The sequence below is a fragment of the Halalkalibacter sp. APA_J-10(15) genome (assembly GCF_023017105.1).
Classification (GTDB): Bacteria; Bacillota; Bacilli; order Bacillales; family Bacillaceae_D; genus Halalkalibacter.
Genome location: NZ_JALKEV010000001.1, coordinates 101,270 through 117,917 on the forward strand (window position 1 = coordinate 101,270; position 16,648 = coordinate 117,917).

Here is a 16,648-nt window from a genome sequence, read left to right on the forward strand (position 1 = left end):
CTCCTTTAAATGAGAATGTATAGGTTCTTACAAAAGATAATGATTATCATTGTCTTTTATAATGACATAAGATGATAAAAAAAGAAAGTGGAAAGTCTCAAATTTAAAATTCATAGAAAAAAGAATGCCCCAGCATGGAGTGGAGACATTCTTTTTATCCATTGATTTAATTTCGAATCAAGTAATCAAATGCACCTAATGATGAAATTCACTCTTGAGCCGATTGTAATAATGCTTTGATCCCCTTTTATTGTTTTAATTAAGCTTTCTAATTCAAAGCTTTTACTTTACGTACTCTAAAAGTTCATAATACTTTTCTATATCTTCTTCTGTTTTACTCCAGCCTTTTGCGTAAATATTCATTATGTTTTCACTAAAAACTTCAATAAACGCAGTAGCATTACCGTCAACGTCTTCCAAGTAGAAATAACCAATTGATAAACCTCGGTGGGGGAAGAAGCTTTCTTTTATTTCACTATTTTCGAGTTGATCAAAGAGAGCGTGATCAGGATTGTCCTCGATCATTGATAATACACTGGAAGAAACAAGTTCAGGCATCTCTTCGGCTACATTCTGCTCAATAATACTTTTTATAAAATGTTGAATCGTCTCAGTCTGGTCGGCAACAGTATCATCTTTCTCATCATCATCTTCCTCTGCTTGTGTTTGCTGGAATTCTATAATTGATTCTTGAACCTCTGATGATACTGGTTGATGTGACGATTCATTTTCTAGTATATGTGGGCCAAATCGAAATAGTAAGCTTAAAATCAGTCCAGATATCATAACGTACACAGGCCATTTGCTGTATTCTTTAAGTTCTTGGTATCGTTCGGACCAATCTATTGCTGTTGTGGTAGATTGGTTGTTTCTGTTCCTGGTTTCAGCTGTAGGTTTTGATTCTATATATCTTGTGTTTTCTTTTATTTCAGTAATATTATCAGAATCCCATAGCTCTGTTAGCTTAGCTTGTAATTCATCTGGTGATAATGATGATTGTTCTGGATAAGGATCATGCTTTATTGGAAGAGACTGTTTCATTTCCTTTATAGCTTCTCTTTGTGTTGTTTTTGTTTCTTTTTTTAATGATCTTTCTTCATCGTCCGTAATTCCGGTTTCTTTAAGTAGAGATCTTGATATTCTATAGCTTATAAATATAAAGGAAAGGTAAATGCTCATCGTTATTATAAAAATATTTCTTCCTAATAGGAAATACAGACCGATGATGCTTAAAAACAGAACACTTAGAAAAACAGTCCAGAATGGAGGCTTTTGTTTAAATAATGTCCATATCCACGTACTTATACGTATTAAAGGTTTTTTTAGTATAGAATTAAAATCAAATCTCAGTCGAACAAAAGGGTGTTTAGATGGGTATATGATTTGATAGTACCTACGAATATTCCGATCCTCTGGTTCAATTCTTATCGCTTCTGCGATAAGAGCTTGTGCCTTTTTATATTTTTTTAACTGAAAGGCGTACCAAGCAAAATCAAGCAAATTATTACTATTTTCAGGATTTGCTTGCAAAGCCAATTGTTCATATTTTTCTGCTTCCTTATTTCTTCCTAGTTGAAATAAAATATTCGTGTACGTACCTAAATAAAAATCATTCTCTGGTTGAAGTCTTATTGTTTCATTTAAGAGCTCCAATCCCTTTTCTTGATCCTCAAATAAAATCACAATTGCGTAATGAAAGAGAAAGGTGTGATTGTTAGGGTTAAGACGTAACCCAGTTTCGGCTATCTCTTTACATTTTTGTGCATTTTCCGGGAGCTTTGGATAGAATCTTAAAACAACTTCAAGCGCATGTTCATTTTCAGGTGCCCGATTAAGTGTTTCATCTGTCCATTTAAGTACTTCTTCAAATTCGTTTAAACAATGGTAATGATAGGCCATCAAGCTGTATCCTACATAACTCTCAGGTTCATCTCGAATCGCTTCCTCAGCTAAATCCTTAGACCGTTCTATTTCTCCATTGTTAATGTAAAGTTTAATTAATCTAACTTTCTCATAAAATGAATCTTCCATTTTGCTCATCCTTGTTTTAAGTTGTTTTTATAAAAATAATCAAGGACATCTTTGTATTCTTGATTAACATCACTAAATTTGGCATAGCTCTTGGCTGTTGCAAACCATTCTAGTGTGGTTGGTTGTCGTTTTTCCATTGCATTGAGTAAATCCTGATTTGTTAAAGGCTGGACCGTTCCAGTTTCAAAGGAGCGAGCAATCGCTAGGTCTACAGCATCTTTTACTAAATATTCAAGGTCAGCACCGGAAAAATGCTCAGTATATTTTGCTACAAGATCTAATTGTAATTCTTGTTGTGGTTTCCCTGACGTTTTTAAAGTTAGAATTGTTTTTCTTTCTTCTAATGCTGGCGGTGGTAGAAATAGAAGTGAATTAAAGCGTCCAGGGCGCCGAAGTGCGGGATCTAAATACCAAGGGGTATTGGTTGCCCCGATTACATAGATGCCTTCGTTATTCGATGTTGATCCATCAAGCTCCATTAATAATTGATTGACGAGTAAACGTTCATGGTGGGAATGTAGCTTTTGTCGGTTACCGCCTAAAGCATCTAATTCATCAATGAATAGAACACATGGCTTTTTTTGTCTTGCATCCTCAAAGAATTCATGTAAGTTTTGTTCCGCTTCACCTGACCACTTCGAAAGAATTGATTGTAAATCTAAATGGAGAAAGCGAGCATTAATTTCACCAGCAATTGCTCGTGCAAGAAAGGTTTTACCACAGCCTGGAGGTCCATAAAATAGTAACCCACCTCCAATTGCTTTACCGTACGCTTTAAAGATTTCTGGTGATTGAATAGGCATGATAAAATCGATTTTTATTTTTTTCTTTACATCTTCTAATCCACCTACATCGGCAAATGTTATGAGCTTTTGTTCGAACTCGACTATTTTATTTTGTTCTTGGTTATACGAAATAACTTTTAATTTGTTTTGCGGTTGATTGTCATGATTCATCTCAAGTTCCTCCTATGTCAAAAATAGAATCCTGCACTCCTCTATAAGTTATAAGGAACAAGAATATAGTACCTCAAGGCCCTTTTTTTAACAAATAGGAACAAGATAAGCATATGGGATAGAAGAAGATGACTAATGGACTATGTGTTAGAAGTTATCTGGATCATATAGTTGAGGTTCATAAGACATTTGCTCTAATTCATTTAAGGATACATGGAACATAATAGAGGAAGGTTTTAAAATGAAGGACTAATCGCTTATTTTAATTTTTGTAGACAAAAAGTCCGAAAAGGTCAACTTAACCTTTTCGGACTTTTTAGTAAGAGCATTTAATTAATTTCGAATCAAGTAATCAAATGCACCTAATGATGCATTCGCACCTGAGCCCATTGAAATAATGATTTGATTATAAGGGTTATCTGTACAATCACCAGCAGCGAACAAGCCCGGTACGGTTGTGCCATTATGCTTATCGATGACAATTTCACCAATACGGTTTCGTTCCACTTCAGAGCCTAACCACTCAGTGTTAGGAACTAGGCCGATTTGAACAAATACACCTTGCAATTCGATATGCTTCACTTCTTCTGTATCACGTTCAATATAGGAGATCCCATTGACATTGTCTGTACCAGTAATCTCTTTTGTTTGAACGTTCTTTAGAACTGTTACGTTCGGAAGGCTGTATAGACGCTTTTGTAGAACCTCGTCTGCTTTCAGCTCGGGCATAAACTCAAGCACTGTCACATGCTTCACGATACCAGCTAGGTCAATCGCTGCTTCAATACCAGAGTTACCACCACCAATAACGGCAACATCTTTCCCTTCGAATAAAGGTCCATCACAATGTGGGCAATATGCGACACCCTTGTTCTTGAACTCTTGTTCCCCAGGAACACCGACGTTACGCCAACGAGCACCTGTTGAAATGATGACAGTCTTACTCTTAAGGGTAGCACCATTTTCAAGCTCAAGCTCGAATAAGTCGTTCTTTTCTAGCTTGCTTGCCCGTTGTAGGTTCATAATGTCAATGTCATACTCTTTCACGTGCTCTTCAAGGCTCGCAGCAAGCTTAGGGCCTTCTGTTTTCTTCACGCTAATGAAATTCTCAATGCTCATCGTATCAAGGACTTGTCCACCGAAGCGCTCTGCTACAATTCCTGTACGAATGCCTTTACGTGCTGCGTAAATAGCAGCACTTGCGCCAGCAGGACCCCCACCAACAACAAGAACATCAAATGGCTCCTTGTTAGAAAGCTCAGCTGCATCGACTCCAGATCCCATTTTTGCAAGGATCTCTTCAAGGGTCATACGACCGCCACCGAAGAATTCACCTTCTAGATAAATCGAAGGAACCGACATGACGTTTTTGCTCTCAACTTCATCCTTGAACGCAGCACCGTCAATCATTGTGTGCGTAATATTTGAGTTAAGAACACTCATCATATTCAAAGCTTGGACAACATCTGGGCAGTTATGGCAGCTTAGGCTAACATACGTTTCAAAGTTGTACTCACCTTCGATTTTTTTAATTTGATCAATAACACTTTGGTCAACCTTTGGAGGTCTTCCGCCTACCTGTAAGAGTGCAAGCACTAGCGAAGTGAACTCATGTCCTAACGGGATACCAGCAAACGTTACGCCTGTATCTTCTCCAACACGGTTGACACTGAAGCTTGGTGTTCGCTTTAATTCCGTCTTTGAGACGCTAATTTTCGATGACATGTCAGCTAGCTCTTCTACGAATGCAAGCATTTCCTTTGATATGTCATCAGATCCTGCACTTACCTTAAGGAGGATATCACCTTCTAATAGTTGAAGGTATTGATCTAACTGTTGCTTAATTTCTGCTTCAAGTACCATTTAATATTCTCCCTTAAATCTTTCCTACTAGGTCAAGGCTTGGCTTAAGTGTTTCAGAGCCTTCTTCCCATTTCGCTGGGCAAACTTCACCAGGGTTATTACGCACATATTGTGCAGCTTTGATTTTATTAACAAGAATACTTGCGTCACGACCGATACCACCAGCGTTGATTTCAACTGCTTGAATCACACCATCTGGGTCAATAATGAATGTACCACGATCTGCAAGACCTGCTTCTTCATCTAGGACCTCGAAGTTACGAGAGATCTTTTGAGAAGGATCCCCAATCATGGTGTAAGTAATTTTGCCAATGGCTTCTGAGCTATCATGCCAAGCTTTATGTGTAAAGTGCGTATCTGTTGATACAGAGTATACTTCTACACCAAGCTCTTTTAATGCTGCATATTCGTTTTGAAGATCCTCAAGCTCAGTTGGGCATACGAAAGTGAAATCTGCAGGATAGAAGCAGAAAATACTCCATTGTCCTTTTAAATCCTCGTTTGTGACATCAATAAAGTCACCATTTTTGTAAGCTTTTGCATTGAAAGGTTGTACTTCAGTTCCGATTAAAGACATGTTAACATCTTCCTCCTAATGAATAATGATTGAAAGAATTACTAACTAAACGATTTGTTTAGTAATAATAATTCTAATTATGAACAGTTTAACAAATAGTATAGGTTCTTTGTCAAGTAATAACCTATTAGATTCATGTTAGGGCAGACCGTATGACATAATCATGTTCATAAAACGATTTAAAGAATGCAGTTAAAGGGAGTGCGTTATGAAGGATGTAACAACTTGCGCAAGTGAGAAATGCCTTACCTGTAGCTATATACTTTTGTGACAGTCATTAGTGTTCTACAAATCATGACACGTTATACGTCAATTTTATAAATGTGACGATAATGTGTCAACTGATCAATGGTTTTTCTGAAGCGTTTGCATTAAAGGGGGAATCACGTAGTAAGTGATCATGAAAAGAGAGATGTTCCATTCGTGTAATGGGAGCATCTCTTTTTCTCATTGAATACATGATAAATGATAATTTTATTTGGCTATAGCCGATAATTCAACCTTAACATTTCCAGCTATAGCGCGTGAGTAAGGACATACCTGGTGAGCGGATGAAACTAATTCTTCTGCTTCCTCTTGCGAAACACCGTCGATTTCCACTTTTAAGGAAGAGGAGATCGTGCAGTTGAAGCGAATTTTGCAAAAATTTCTTAGTTAGTTGCAACACAACTTGGAAATCGATGATAAAAAGAATGATCGTTTGTCAATTAACATCTGTGACTATGTTACTCTTCGCTTAATGTATAGTTCACTCTTCCCACTAGATGGGTCGTTTCTTCTCGAACTAGTTGAAGGTATTCGATAAATTCTTCTCTATTATCCTCTGGGCTTTCAAATTGTCCTAATTGGCCCCACATCATTTGGACGGCGGACATGTTATCGTACAACTGAATGTCGAGTAAAGACTGCGGACCAGGAATTAGGGTAGTTGGTGAACCTACTTTTTTGAATTCTTCTAACAAGATTGGGAGTGCTTCATGGTCATATAGCTCATGATTTGCAATGGTATCAAGCTCATTTAAAGCTGGTGCAATTAAATAGACGATTTGAATCATGGCGCGCTCTAAATTTGTCGCATCGTCCCAAGTACGATATTCATTAGGATCTGTTCCTAAAAGCTGCGCGGGAGGGTTATTAATAAAGAAGTGATAGGCTTCTTCTATTAATTCTTCCTCAAGCTTGTAAGCCTCTGCCGCTAATATGTCGATCATCGTATCATTATAATTCGTAATATGAATCACATTCTCGTCGTAACTACTAATGATGCTTCTGATGGGGTTGTCGTCTAGTTGAAAATAGATTCGGCCATCTTCATCGATAAATTCGTCAACGATTTCAAATTCAGTATGAACGTAAGGAATATTTCCTTCATCATTAAATGGAGATTCAATTTGCATTGTTGGAATGTGGAAGTCTCCTCGTATTTTTTTTTTTGTATGACTTCACTATGAATATGATCGTCAAGTGCTGGTTCATCCTCTTCGTATTTAGTTACTGAGGACGCGTCACTCTCTTCCGTTTCTTCGAGTTGTTCCTGTTGTACCCCTCCACTACATGCGATTAAAGAGCACGTTAAAGCTATAATGATGATTTTTTTCATAGAAAATCCACCCTTCATGATTAAAATAGATTGAATATAAAAGAGCTATTCATGATTTTACCTCTCTGTGAATAAGGTTAGTTAAAAACAGAGGGTGATATGAATGCTAAGCTGGCTCCCTTTATCATTTATGATTGTCGAGAAAACAATTGGAGAAAATCAGTCGATATTCTATCCGCAGGCGATGGCGATGACTGATCACTTGTGGCAACAATCGATGAATGAACGAATTGCCCATGAAGCTGAAAGGATGAAACAGCAGCAGGTAGGTGATACACCTTCAACCGTTGTCGAGATGATCGGTCGATTTGAATTGAAAAACAATCAACGTGAGGTACTTAGCCTATCCCTGTCAAATTACACGTATCATGAAAAAGCTGCACATGGTATGACACTGATGCAATCATTGACGTTTGACCTTGAGAGCAAGCAATTATGTCAGCTACACGATTTATTTAAGCCAGGGAGTAACTATGTTGATAGGCTATCAGAATTAATTGCTCTGCAAATAAAGGAGCGGGATATCCCTCTTCTTGATGGATTTTCTGGCATTCAGCCGGATCAAGACTTTTACATGGCTGATAAGTCGTTAGTCATTTATTTCCAGTTGTATGAAATTAGCCCTTATGTAGTGGGATTTCCGATGTTTCCGATTTCTGTATTTGATCTACAAGATATCATGAATGAACAGGGCGCACTTGGCAGAATGGCAGTTAATCAATGATCTGAATAAGAGGCTGTTCCAAAGGGCACTGAAAACGTTTGGTTTTTAACTTTTTAGTACCCTTGGTTCAATGTTCTAGTTGAAGAAGGAACAACCTCTTGAACCGTTTATAGCTATCTAATAAAAGATTCAATCTCTTCATAGAGATCTTCTGCCGTTTCAAAGCCTGTTAACGTTAATATGTCTTCATCATAATCATCGATGATAGTTGGATCGGCTCCATAATCGAGCAAGAGTAAAGTCGTTTCATAGTCTTCGAGTTCCATTGCAAAATAAAGAGGTGTTGTCCCCATAGCCATTAAATTAGGATTAGCGTCATTCTCCAATAATAATTCTGTCATTTCTAAGTATTCATATTGAATGGAGTAGACGAGTGGAGAGACATCATAATCATTAAGCATATTGACATCAGCGCCATACTCAATTAATTTTCTAACGGCGATTTCGTTTTCGTAAAAAATGGCTGTTTGTAATGGGCGGTCTGGGCTGCTTTGCGAATTAGGGTCAGCACCGGCATCAAGTAGTATATAGAACGCTGTTGGTGAGTCGAATTGGATGGCGTACTGTAAAGCTGTATACCCAAAGTCATCCGTCTCTTCCAAATCGGCTCCATCGTTTATAAGCGTCTCTAATAATTTATAATCACTCATTAGAATAGGATCGAATAAGTCAGTTCGATCGTATTCGTACTCTTCTTCAGAAGTCTCTTCATATTGTTCATCCTCTTCGACCGTCGATATAGCTGGTTGTGAAGAAGTTCCAGGATCACGATCAACCTCTACTCCTTCATCAACTGAACTAGATAATTGGTCTCCGTATACAAAGGATGATACGGTTAAGCCAATTGGAATGAGCATGAGAATGAGCGCGTAAATCCCAAAGCAAATCGCTAGCCCAGAAATAATTGGCCCATTTCGCTGTTCATACACATAGCCGTCTGTTGTCCCTGAGAACAAGGCGATGGACTGAATTCTTTTAGGTGTTAATGGATGGCTTGAGAAGATTTCACTAAGCCATACGGCAACATGGGACTCCGTCTCAATCTGTTGACGGTAAGCAACGGTATTGACATCTTTGAAGAGGATTTTCCCGACACCAAGTATCGTTAGAGCACGTTTAGCCGCTTCAGGATTTTGAATGATGTAAGTCGCTTCACGATCACATGTGTACTCACACGCACGACTATAGGCTTGAGACAAAATAGGGATGAGTCTAGCAGGTGTGACCAGGATGCTTTTCCAGACGTGATGATGCTTAATATGGGCTAGTTCATGAGCAATGATAAAGTCTAGCTCCTCTTCATTCTGTTGACGTGCTAATTCAAAGGCTTCAGAATATATAACAACCATGTTATTGCCCCAAAAGCGTGTAGCAAATGCGTTTAAGATCCCCATGGATTCAATGACAAACATATCTGGTACTCTCTTAATATTCATTTCTTGACAGTAATGTACAAGCTTTTGATGAATGTCTGGAAATTGGGATTCGGTTATTTTTACCCCATTTCCTTTAATGAAGCCTAAAGATATAAAGTTATAAAAAGTAAGTAAAAAGAAAATAGCGAGTAAAATAGCGACTCCAAGCAATTGTGTCAGAATAAGGATGAACAAATACACAATCATGCTAAAGATGATACTTAAAATGAAATAAATCGTTTCCTTTTCAGCTTTTATTTCGGTCTGATTCAACATGTCCACTCCATTCAAATATTTCATTGTTATGAAACTTTTACCAGTCATTATTTTACAGAGAGAATAATCATACGTATATAGTGCGACCTTACTTAATAAATGGTTGAATAAGTAAAAATCAGTTTCTGTCTGCTTGAGGATGGGAATAAAGTAGGGAGAATGAATGTGATAAAAGATGGATACCGCCTAGAAAGAAGAAATCAACTTTTTCAATCATCTCCGTAGACTGTGCATGGCGTTTTGGACGTGATAAACTAAATGGAAGTATAAACTCGGAGGAAAAGGATGCGAATTTTTCGAATTCTAAATAATAATGCGATCGTTGTCATCGATGGTTCGCGTGAGAAGATCGTGATGGGAAAAGGCATTGCCTTTCAGAAAAAGAATAATGATATTGTCCCAAATCATAAAATTGAAAAAGTTTTCGTTCTACATGAGCAGTCGTCAGAAAAATTCCAGGAGCTATTAAAGACGTTACCAGAGGCTCATATTGAGCTTGCCGAACGGATTATTAGCTATGCAGAGGGGCATTTACAAGCACCGTTAAATGATCATATTCATATTGCTTTAACAGATCATTTATCATTTGCCTTAGAAAGGATCGAGCAAGGCTTTGCGATTCAAAATAAATTAACAAATGAAATAAAATTTCTATATAAAAAAGAATTTGAAATTGGACTATGGGCAAAGGAGGAAATTAAACGACAGTTACAAGTTGATATCCCACTTGATGAGGTTGCCCATATTGCACTGCACATTCATACAGCTAAGATGGATAGTCGGTCGATGAATGAATCATTACAAACGGCTACGATTTTACGTGATTTTATTGAACAGGTACAACAAGTAGCAGGAGTAACAATCGAAGAAACAAGTATTAATTATCAGCGCCTCATTACTCATTTGCGCTTTGCATTAAATCGTATACAAAAGGGAAGTGAGATTGAACCTATAGATGAAGAAATGCTCGCTTTAATTCAGAAAAAATATGAAAAGTCTTATTTTTATTCAAGTGAGGTCATCAAATACTTAAATCAAGAGTATGAACTGAATTTTCCACCAGCAGAGGTTGCTTACATTGCTTTGCATATTCAAAGGCTCATTCGGAGTGACTCTTAACGAGGTGGTTGACGTCGCTTTTATTCTATTGTAGAATAGTTTTCAATTATCCAAACTTCATATTGGGGATTGTGACTGGTGATGCAGGCAAGACCTAGAATACGTAAGTGACAGAGTGGCTTACAGAATTACGCTACTCGTCTGTCCTTTTTATGTATTTTAGGTCTTGTCTTTTTTTGTTTGGAATTAAAAATCTAGTGTAAAAAGAGAATAATAGGGGGAGTGATCGTATGAATTATAATGAAGTTGCTAAGCAGCTTGTTTCGCTTTTAGGTGGGAAGGAAAATGTCGTAAGTGCGACACACTGCGCAACACGTCTTCGTTTAGTAATTGAGGATGAGAGTCAAATTGATACGGAGGCGATTGAAGAGTTAGAAGGAGTGAAAGGGGCTTTTTCAAGCTCTGGCCAATTTCAAATTATTTTTGGAACTGGGACGGTTAACAAAGTATTTACACACTTTGCTCCTCTTGTTGATGTCAATATAGGCGAAGATGAAGAGACGCCTGTCTCACACGGTGATGCAGCGAAAAAGAAAATGAATCCACTCGCTAGATTTGCTAGAACGCTTTCTAATATTTTCGTGCCAATCATCCCTGCGATTGTCGCAGCTGGGATGCTAATGGGTTTGCTCGGTTTAATGGAGACCTATAATTGGGTAGACACTGAGAGTGGTCTGTTTGTGTTGCTTGATATGTTTTCATCGGCATCGTTTATTATTCTACCGATATTAATTGGATATAGTGCAGCGAAGGAGTTTGGAGGGAATACGTATTTAGGTGCGGTCATTGGTGGAATTATGATACATCCTGAATTACTAAATCCGTGGGGGCTTTCAGATGCACAGCCTGCTACTTTAGACTTTTTTGGTTTTGGTGTGGAGATGCTTGGTTATCAAGGGACAGTTATTCCAGTATTATTAACCGTTTATGTGATGGCAAAGATTGAAAAAGGTCTTCGTAAGGTGATTCCCAATGTTGTGGATTTGCTGTTAACGCCTTTTTTAACGGTTATCTTTACTGGGTTTGTAGCGATGCTCGTCATTGGTCCGTTAGGAAGAGCGCTTGGTAATGGAATCACTGCTTTTCTTGATTTTGTATATGGAACAGCGGGTCCGATTGCCGGGTTCATTTTCGGTGGTTTGTATTCAACTATTGTCTTAACGGGGGTTCACCATAGCTTTCATGCGATTGAAGCCGAATTACTCGTTAATATTGGTGGAAACTATTTATTACCGATCTGGGCAATGGCTAATATTGCTCAAGGGGGAGCAACATTAGCCGTCTTCTTCAAAACAAAGGTGAAGAAAACGAAGGAGATTGCTTTGCCAGCGTCGGTGTCAGCCTTTCTCGGTATTACGGAGCCGGCCATTTTTGGAGTTAATTTAAAATACCGTCGACCATTTATTGGAGCAGCAATCGGTGGAGCTCTTGGTGGAGCGTATGTCGTCTTTACACAAGTGATGGCAAATGGGATCGGGATTACAGGAGTTCCGTTGTTTGCGATCGTTCAAGATCCATTAAATTATGCGATTGCCTTTTTAATCGCCCTATCGGCAGCGTTTATTGCTACACTATTGTTAGGATGGGATGAAGAGAAAAAGTAAGATTATTTTCATCAAATGATAGGAGGATGCATAGATGAGAAAAGGAATTATATCACTTGGAGAAGCATTAATTGATTTTATTCCGCTGGATCAGACAAATATGACGTATCAAAAGAGTCCTGGGGGTGCACCGGCAAATGTGGCTGTTGGCGTAGCTCGTCTAGGGGTTCGCTCGTCTTTTGTTGGGAAGGTTGGTGATGATGTGTTAGGGCGCTTTTTACAAGAAACGCTAGAGCAGTTTGGTGTACATACACATCAGTTAACATTCTCAAAGGAAGTGCGTACAGGAGCCGTTTTTGTAACAAATGCTGAGGATGGTGAGCGTCATTTTGATTTTTATATTAATCCGAGCGCTGATCGATTCCTTTCTGTTGCAGATTTGATAGAGGAGGATTTTGCTACGCATAAGCTACTTCACTTTGGTTCCATTTCGCTGATTGGGAGTCCGGCGAAGGAAGCGACGAAACGGGCAGTTGAGCTTGCGCGAGAAAAAGGAATGATCGTTTCCTATGACCCAAATCTGCGCTTAGCGTTATGGGAATCTGAGGAGCATGCTCGGACGGCGATTCAATCTATGCTCTCGCAAGCAGATGTGCTCAAACTATCTGAGGAGGAGTTAGCATTTATAACCGGTGAAACGGATATCGAACAAGGGCTTAACGGCTTAAAAGAATATGATATTCCGCTTATATTCATTACGTTAGGGGCAGACGGGAGCTATGTTTGTACGAGTGATGGAATTAAGCATGTACCAGCTATGAGTGTGAAAGCAATGGATACGACTGGTGCAGGGGATGCATTTGTATCAGGAATTTTGTATCAGCTTCATGAATATGAAGGAAGCTTGAAATCGCTATCTGTCGATCAGGTGGTTGAAATGGCAAATTTCGCTACGGTATCTGGAGGTTTAGCTGCATCGACGAAAGGGGCGATGACTGCATTACCAACATTAAGAGAAGTAGAAAAACGGTTAAGTAGGTGAGGAGATGACGAGCGATCAACAGCTACGTGCAAAAGTGACGGAGGAATTGGCTAAGCATAAGAGTATGGTGGAGCAAGATTCGTATCGTCTTCACTATCACCTTATGCCACCGGTCGGTTTGTTGAATGATCCTAATGGGTTTATTCAATGGAAAGGTACCTATCATTTATTTTATCAGTGGATGCCTTTTAAAACGGGTCATGGAGCTAAATTTTGGGGTCATTTTACATCAAAGGATTTAGTAAATTGGCAGCATGAAGAGGTGGCTCTTACACCAGCAGAATGGTTTGAAAAAAATGGCTGTTACTCAGGAAGTGCGATTGAGCATGAAGGGGAGCTGTACTTATTTTATACAGGGAATGTAAAGAATGAGAATGATGAACGAGAATCGTATCAATGCTTAGCGACTTCGCGTGATGGCATCCATTTTGAAAAGAATGGCCCTGTCATTACACTTCCTGACGGCTTTACAGCGCATTTTCGTGATCCGAAGGTTTGGCAACAGGACGATCGTTATTTTATGGTTATTGGAGCTCAAACAGAGGCACTAAAAGGGGCGATTGTCCTTTTTCAATCAGATGATTTAACAGATTGGAAATGGGTTCGAACGCTTACAGGAGGGGACTCAGGGAAATTAACGGATTTCGGCTATATGTTTGAATGTCCCGATTTGTTCCACCTTGATGGGAAGGACGTTCTCGTCTTTTCCCCCCAAGGCTTAAAGCCGGATGGTATGAAGTATCAAAATGTCTATCAAGCAGGTTATACAGTTGGAGCGTTTGATCCAAAAGCAGGAAAGTATGAGCATAATAAGTTTATTGAGCTTGATCGTGGCTTCGATTTCTATGCTCCACAAACAACTACCGATGATCAAGGAAGGCGGCTATTGTTTGCTTGGATGAGTGTCCCTGATCAAGATGAGCAGATGCATCCAACGATTAAGCATAAATGGCTCCATACGATGACGCTTCCGCGCGAGCTACAGCTCAAGGGAGATAAGCTCTATCAAGCTCCAGTTAAAGAGCTTGAGAATCTTCGAAAGGGTGATGCTGTTGTGGAGGAAGTGGTACTCAACAATCATGTCAAGCAAGTTGAGAGAGCGTATGGGCAAGCGTTTGAGCTGTTAGTAGAGAAGGTGGAGCTCGATGAGGGTTGGTTTGAGCTGACGATTCGTCATGCTGCGCGGATCATTTATTCGAGCGAGCAACGAGTATTGACGCTTGAACGTAAAAGCTATGTTGATGGGGTAATAGAGAAGCGTCAATGTCAGCTAGAGCATGTACGTAATTTGCGCCTATTTGTAGATACCTCGTCCATTGAATTATTTATGAATGATGGTGCGGAAGTCTTTACAACTCGTTTCTACCCGACAAAAGAAAGTGAACAGGTAACTTTTGCTACATCTGAGGAATGCCGATTTAAGGTGAAGAACTGGACATTAGCAAAAGTGACTTAATGGTGTGGTTGTTTAGTAAGGAGAAGCCTTATTAAGCAACCTTTTCTTTTTTTTGACTAGAAGAATGGTTTGGCTATTGCTGAATTAGCAAATACCGAATTACTGGATGCTGAAGAAAGCTGCTAAGTTTAAAAATGACTAAGTAAGTCTTCCTTAATGCTCCATTTGACAACATATCTATCTATGTTACTATGAACACAGTCACACAATGAACATGTTCATAAAATGAATGCGTTCAAATAAACGATAAAAATACTGGAGGTATGTGAACTGCATGAGTTATTCAAAGGTAGAAAAGTCAATATTTATCCCGTCTTTATTATTAATTGTCATTGCTACAGTACTACTAGTTGTTTTTCGTGAATCAGCTGGGCCAATGCTTGAGGGGATGCTCACAGCTATTACGTTTCGTTTAGATTGGGCATTTGAATTTTTAACAATTGGGTTATTTCTTATTTTAATTTGGTTAATGGTCGGGCGTTATAGCCGGGTGAAGCTCGGTGGCGTTGACGACAAGCCAGAGTTTTCTAGGTTCAGTTGGGGAGGCATGTTGTTTTCGGCTAGTATGGGAACAAGTATTATGTTTTGGTCGATTGTTGAGCCACTTTATTATTTTACGTGGCCACCATTTGGAATCGAAGCAGAGTCGAATGCAGCAGCGGAATATGCTGTTAGTTACGGGCTGTTTCATTGGGGGATTTCTGCATGGGCGCTCTATGCGTTACCAGCGGTCGTTATGGCGTATAGCTTCTATGTCATTAAAAATCCATCATTGAAAATTAGTGCTGCCTGCCGAGGTGTGCTTGGAAAACACGCAGATGGTTTTCTTGGGAAATCCATTGATGTACTCGTTATTTGGAGTATGATTGGAGGTCTTGGTACGTCATTAGGGTTAGGTGTGCCGATGATTTCTGCCGTTTTAGCTAATTTATTCGGTTTAGAGCCGTCAGTAGGCTTAAATATTATTATTATTGTTGTTTGGACAATTATCTTCAGTTCAAGTGCGTATTTTGGTCTCTATAAAGGCATTCGTCGATTAAGTGATTGGAACATTTATATGGCACTTGGACTAGCGATTTTTGTCATTATTGTAGGACCAACATTATTTATTTTATCGTATTTTACGAATAGCTTAGGTATTATGCTTGATCATTTCTGGATGATGAGTCTGTACACAGATCCGATTAATCAAAGTGGGTTCCCACAAGCATGGACGGTTTTCTATTGGGCTTGGTTTGCTGCGACAGCACCGTTTATCGGAATCTTTGTTGCTCGTATTTCAAAAGGACGTTCGATTCGTGAACTCGTATTTAACGTGTTACTTTGGGGTTCAGTTGGTAGCTGGGTCTATTTCGGAGTCTTTGGTGGCTATGCGATGGATCTTCAATTATCAGATAAAGTGAATCTTGTTGGTATTCAAGCAGAATCCGGTGATCCAGCTGTCATTGTAGCTGTGCTAAATTCATTGCCGTTACCAGTATTGGTTTCGATTCTGTTCGTTATTCTTGGCTTTATTTTCTTAGCGACATCCCTTGATTCAGCTAGTTATGTTATCGCAAGTGTTGCAACCAAAGAGCTAGGACCAGAAACACAGCCTGCTCGTTGGCATCGATTAATGTGGGGAATTCTCCTTTCAGCATTGGCGATAAGCTTAACGATGACAGGAGGATTGAATGTTGTTCAAACGACATCTGTACTCGTTGCTGTTCCTGTATTAATCATGTATATTCTTATTTCTGTCTCACTCGTGAAATGGTTGAAGCAGAACGAAGACAAGCACGTGTATGTGAAAAAATAAAGATAAGGGTGTCTCTAAAGGTTTATGAAAACTTGAAGGACACCCTTTTTAAAAGATAAGAAAGTATAAAATTATTAGAAGTACTGTGGGGAAATCAAGAAGACGGAAGCAGACTCAGTGATGTGCGTCGTCTCCGTTCGGGACACGTTATTCTGAAAGAACCCCACTTCAGAATAACTTCAATCCATTGTAACGACTGCGCACGACGCATTTAATAAAAAACGCTGTCGCGTTTTTCTTAAAAAGG

General features: G+C 39.0%; 12 protein-coding genes and 1 pseudogene. 6 read left to right on the forward strand and 7 right to left on the reverse strand.

Features of this window, described 5'->3' with window-relative positions; translation table 11 throughout:
- Nucleotides 1–282: 282 nt before the first annotated feature.
- The 6 genes and pseudogenes from MW695_RS00525 to MW695_RS00550 form a co-directional block, all read right to left on the reverse strand.
- A complete protein-coding gene (locus tag MW695_RS00525) occupies nt 283–2,031 on the reverse strand; it encodes a tetratricopeptide repeat protein (RefSeq protein WP_247101586.1) in 1,749 nt (582 codons plus the stop codon).
- 5 nt (nt 2,032–2,036) lie between these two features.
- Nucleotides 2,037–2,987: an ATP-binding protein gene (locus MW695_RS00530; RefSeq protein WP_247101589.1), complete on the reverse strand. Its 951-nt coding sequence runs from the start codon at nt 2,985–2,987 to the stop codon at nt 2,037–2,039.
- A gap of 333 nt (nt 2,988–3,320) precedes the next feature.
- Nucleotides 3,321–4,850, reverse strand: coding sequence for an alkyl hydroperoxide reductase subunit F (ahpF, locus tag MW695_RS00535; protein ID WP_247101592.1), 1,530 nt, complete (start codon nt 4,848–4,850; stop codon nt 3,321–3,323).
- A gap of 13 nt (nt 4,851–4,863) precedes the next feature.
- Nucleotides 4,864–5,427 carry an alkyl hydroperoxide reductase subunit C gene (gene ahpC, locus MW695_RS00540; RefSeq protein ID WP_247101607.1) on the reverse strand — a complete coding sequence of 188 codons (564 nt, stop codon included), beginning with the start codon at nt 5,425–5,427 and terminating at the stop codon, nt 4,864–4,866.
- A 474-nt stretch (nt 5,428–5,901) separates the two neighbouring features.
- Nucleotides 5,902–6,033 (reverse strand): annotated as a pseudogene (locus MW695_RS00545) (OsmC family protein); the annotation flags it as partial.
- A 119-nt stretch (nt 6,034–6,152) separates the two neighbouring features.
- A complete protein-coding gene (locus MW695_RS00550; protein ID WP_247101610.1) occupies nt 6,153–6,824 on the reverse strand; it encodes a hypothetical protein in 672 nt (223 codons plus the stop codon).
- Between the two features lie 306 nt (nt 6,825–7,130).
- Between MW695_RS00550 and MW695_RS00555 the strand changes: the two genes are divergently transcribed.
- A complete protein-coding gene (locus MW695_RS00555) occupies nt 7,131–7,751 on the forward strand; it encodes a DUF3298 and DUF4163 domain-containing protein (protein ID WP_247101612.1) in 621 nt (206 codons plus the stop codon).
- Nucleotides 7,752–7,864: 113 nt separating this feature from the next.
- On the opposite strand, the gene MW695_RS00560 is transcribed toward MW695_RS00555, so the two are convergent.
- The gene (locus tag MW695_RS00560; RefSeq protein ID WP_247101621.1) at nt 7,865–9,439 is read right to left on the reverse strand and encodes a M48 family metallopeptidase; all 1,575 of its coding nucleotides are present in this window, start codon (nt 9,437–9,439) and stop codon (nt 7,865–7,867) included.
- Between the two features lie 288 nt (nt 9,440–9,727).
- Here MW695_RS00560 and MW695_RS00565 point away from each other — a divergent pair, with 288 nt between their 5' ends.
- From MW695_RS00565 to MW695_RS00585, 5 genes are all read left to right on the forward strand, one after another.
- Entirely contained in the window at nt 9,728–10,561 is an 834-nt protein-coding gene (locus MW695_RS00565) for a PRD domain-containing protein (protein WP_247101624.1), read from the forward strand.
- A gap of 230 nt (nt 10,562–10,791) precedes the next feature.
- Nucleotides 10,792–12,165, forward strand: coding sequence for a sucrose-specific PTS transporter subunit IIBC (locus MW695_RS00570; RefSeq protein WP_247101628.1), 1,374 nt, complete (start codon nt 10,792–10,794; stop codon nt 12,163–12,165).
- A gap of 34 nt (nt 12,166–12,199) precedes the next feature.
- The gene (locus tag MW695_RS00575) at nt 12,200–13,147 is read left to right on the forward strand and encodes an aminoimidazole riboside kinase (RefSeq protein WP_247101630.1); all 948 of its coding nucleotides are present in this window, start codon (nt 12,200–12,202) and stop codon (nt 13,145–13,147) included.
- 4 nt (nt 13,148–13,151) lie between these two features.
- Nucleotides 13,152–14,603, forward strand: coding sequence for a glycoside hydrolase family 32 protein (locus MW695_RS00580; protein ID WP_247101633.1), 1,452 nt, complete (start codon nt 13,152–13,154; stop codon nt 14,601–14,603).
- 274 nt (nt 14,604–14,877) lie between these two features.
- Nucleotides 14,878–16,401, forward strand: coding sequence for a BCCT family transporter (locus MW695_RS00585; RefSeq protein ID WP_247101635.1), 1,524 nt, complete (start codon nt 14,878–14,880; stop codon nt 16,399–16,401).
- Nucleotides 16,402–16,648: the final 247 nt, after the last annotated feature.

Coding starts and splice junctions, on each gene's coding strand:
- MW695_RS00550 (WP_247101610.1), bottom strand. CDS start 6,824: ATGCAAATTGAATCTCCATTTAATGATGAAGGAAATATTCCTTACGTT.
- MW695_RS00575 (WP_247101630.1), top strand. CDS start 12,200: ATGAGAAAAGGAATTATATCACTTGGAGAAGCATTAATTGATTTTATT.
- ahpF (WP_247101592.1), bottom strand. CDS start 4,850: ATGGTACTTGAAGCAGAAATTAAGCAACAGTTAGATCAATACCTTCAA.
- MW695_RS00580 (WP_247101633.1), top strand. CDS start 13,152: ATGACGAGCGATCAACAGCTACGTGCAAAAGTGACGGAGGAATTGGCT.
- MW695_RS00525 (WP_247101586.1), bottom strand. CDS start 2,031: ATGGAAGATTCATTTTATGAGAAAGTTAGATTAATTAAACTTTACATT.
- ahpC (WP_247101607.1), bottom strand. CDS start 5,427: ATGTCTTTAATCGGAACTGAAGTACAACCTTTCAATGCAAAAGCTTAC.
- MW695_RS00555 (WP_247101612.1), top strand. CDS start 7,131: ATGCTAAGCTGGCTCCCTTTATCATTTATGATTGTCGAGAAAACAATT.
- MW695_RS00530 (WP_247101589.1), bottom strand. CDS start 2,987: ATGAATCATGACAATCAACCGCAAAACAAATTAAAAGTTATTTCGTAT.
- MW695_RS00570 (WP_247101628.1), top strand. CDS start 10,792: ATGAATTATAATGAAGTTGCTAAGCAGCTTGTTTCGCTTTTAGGTGGG.
- MW695_RS00585 (WP_247101635.1), top strand. CDS start 14,878: ATGAGTTATTCAAAGGTAGAAAAGTCAATATTTATCCCGTCTTTATTA.
- MW695_RS00565 (WP_247101624.1), top strand. CDS start 9,728: ATGCGAATTTTTCGAATTCTAAATAATAATGCGATCGTTGTCATCGAT.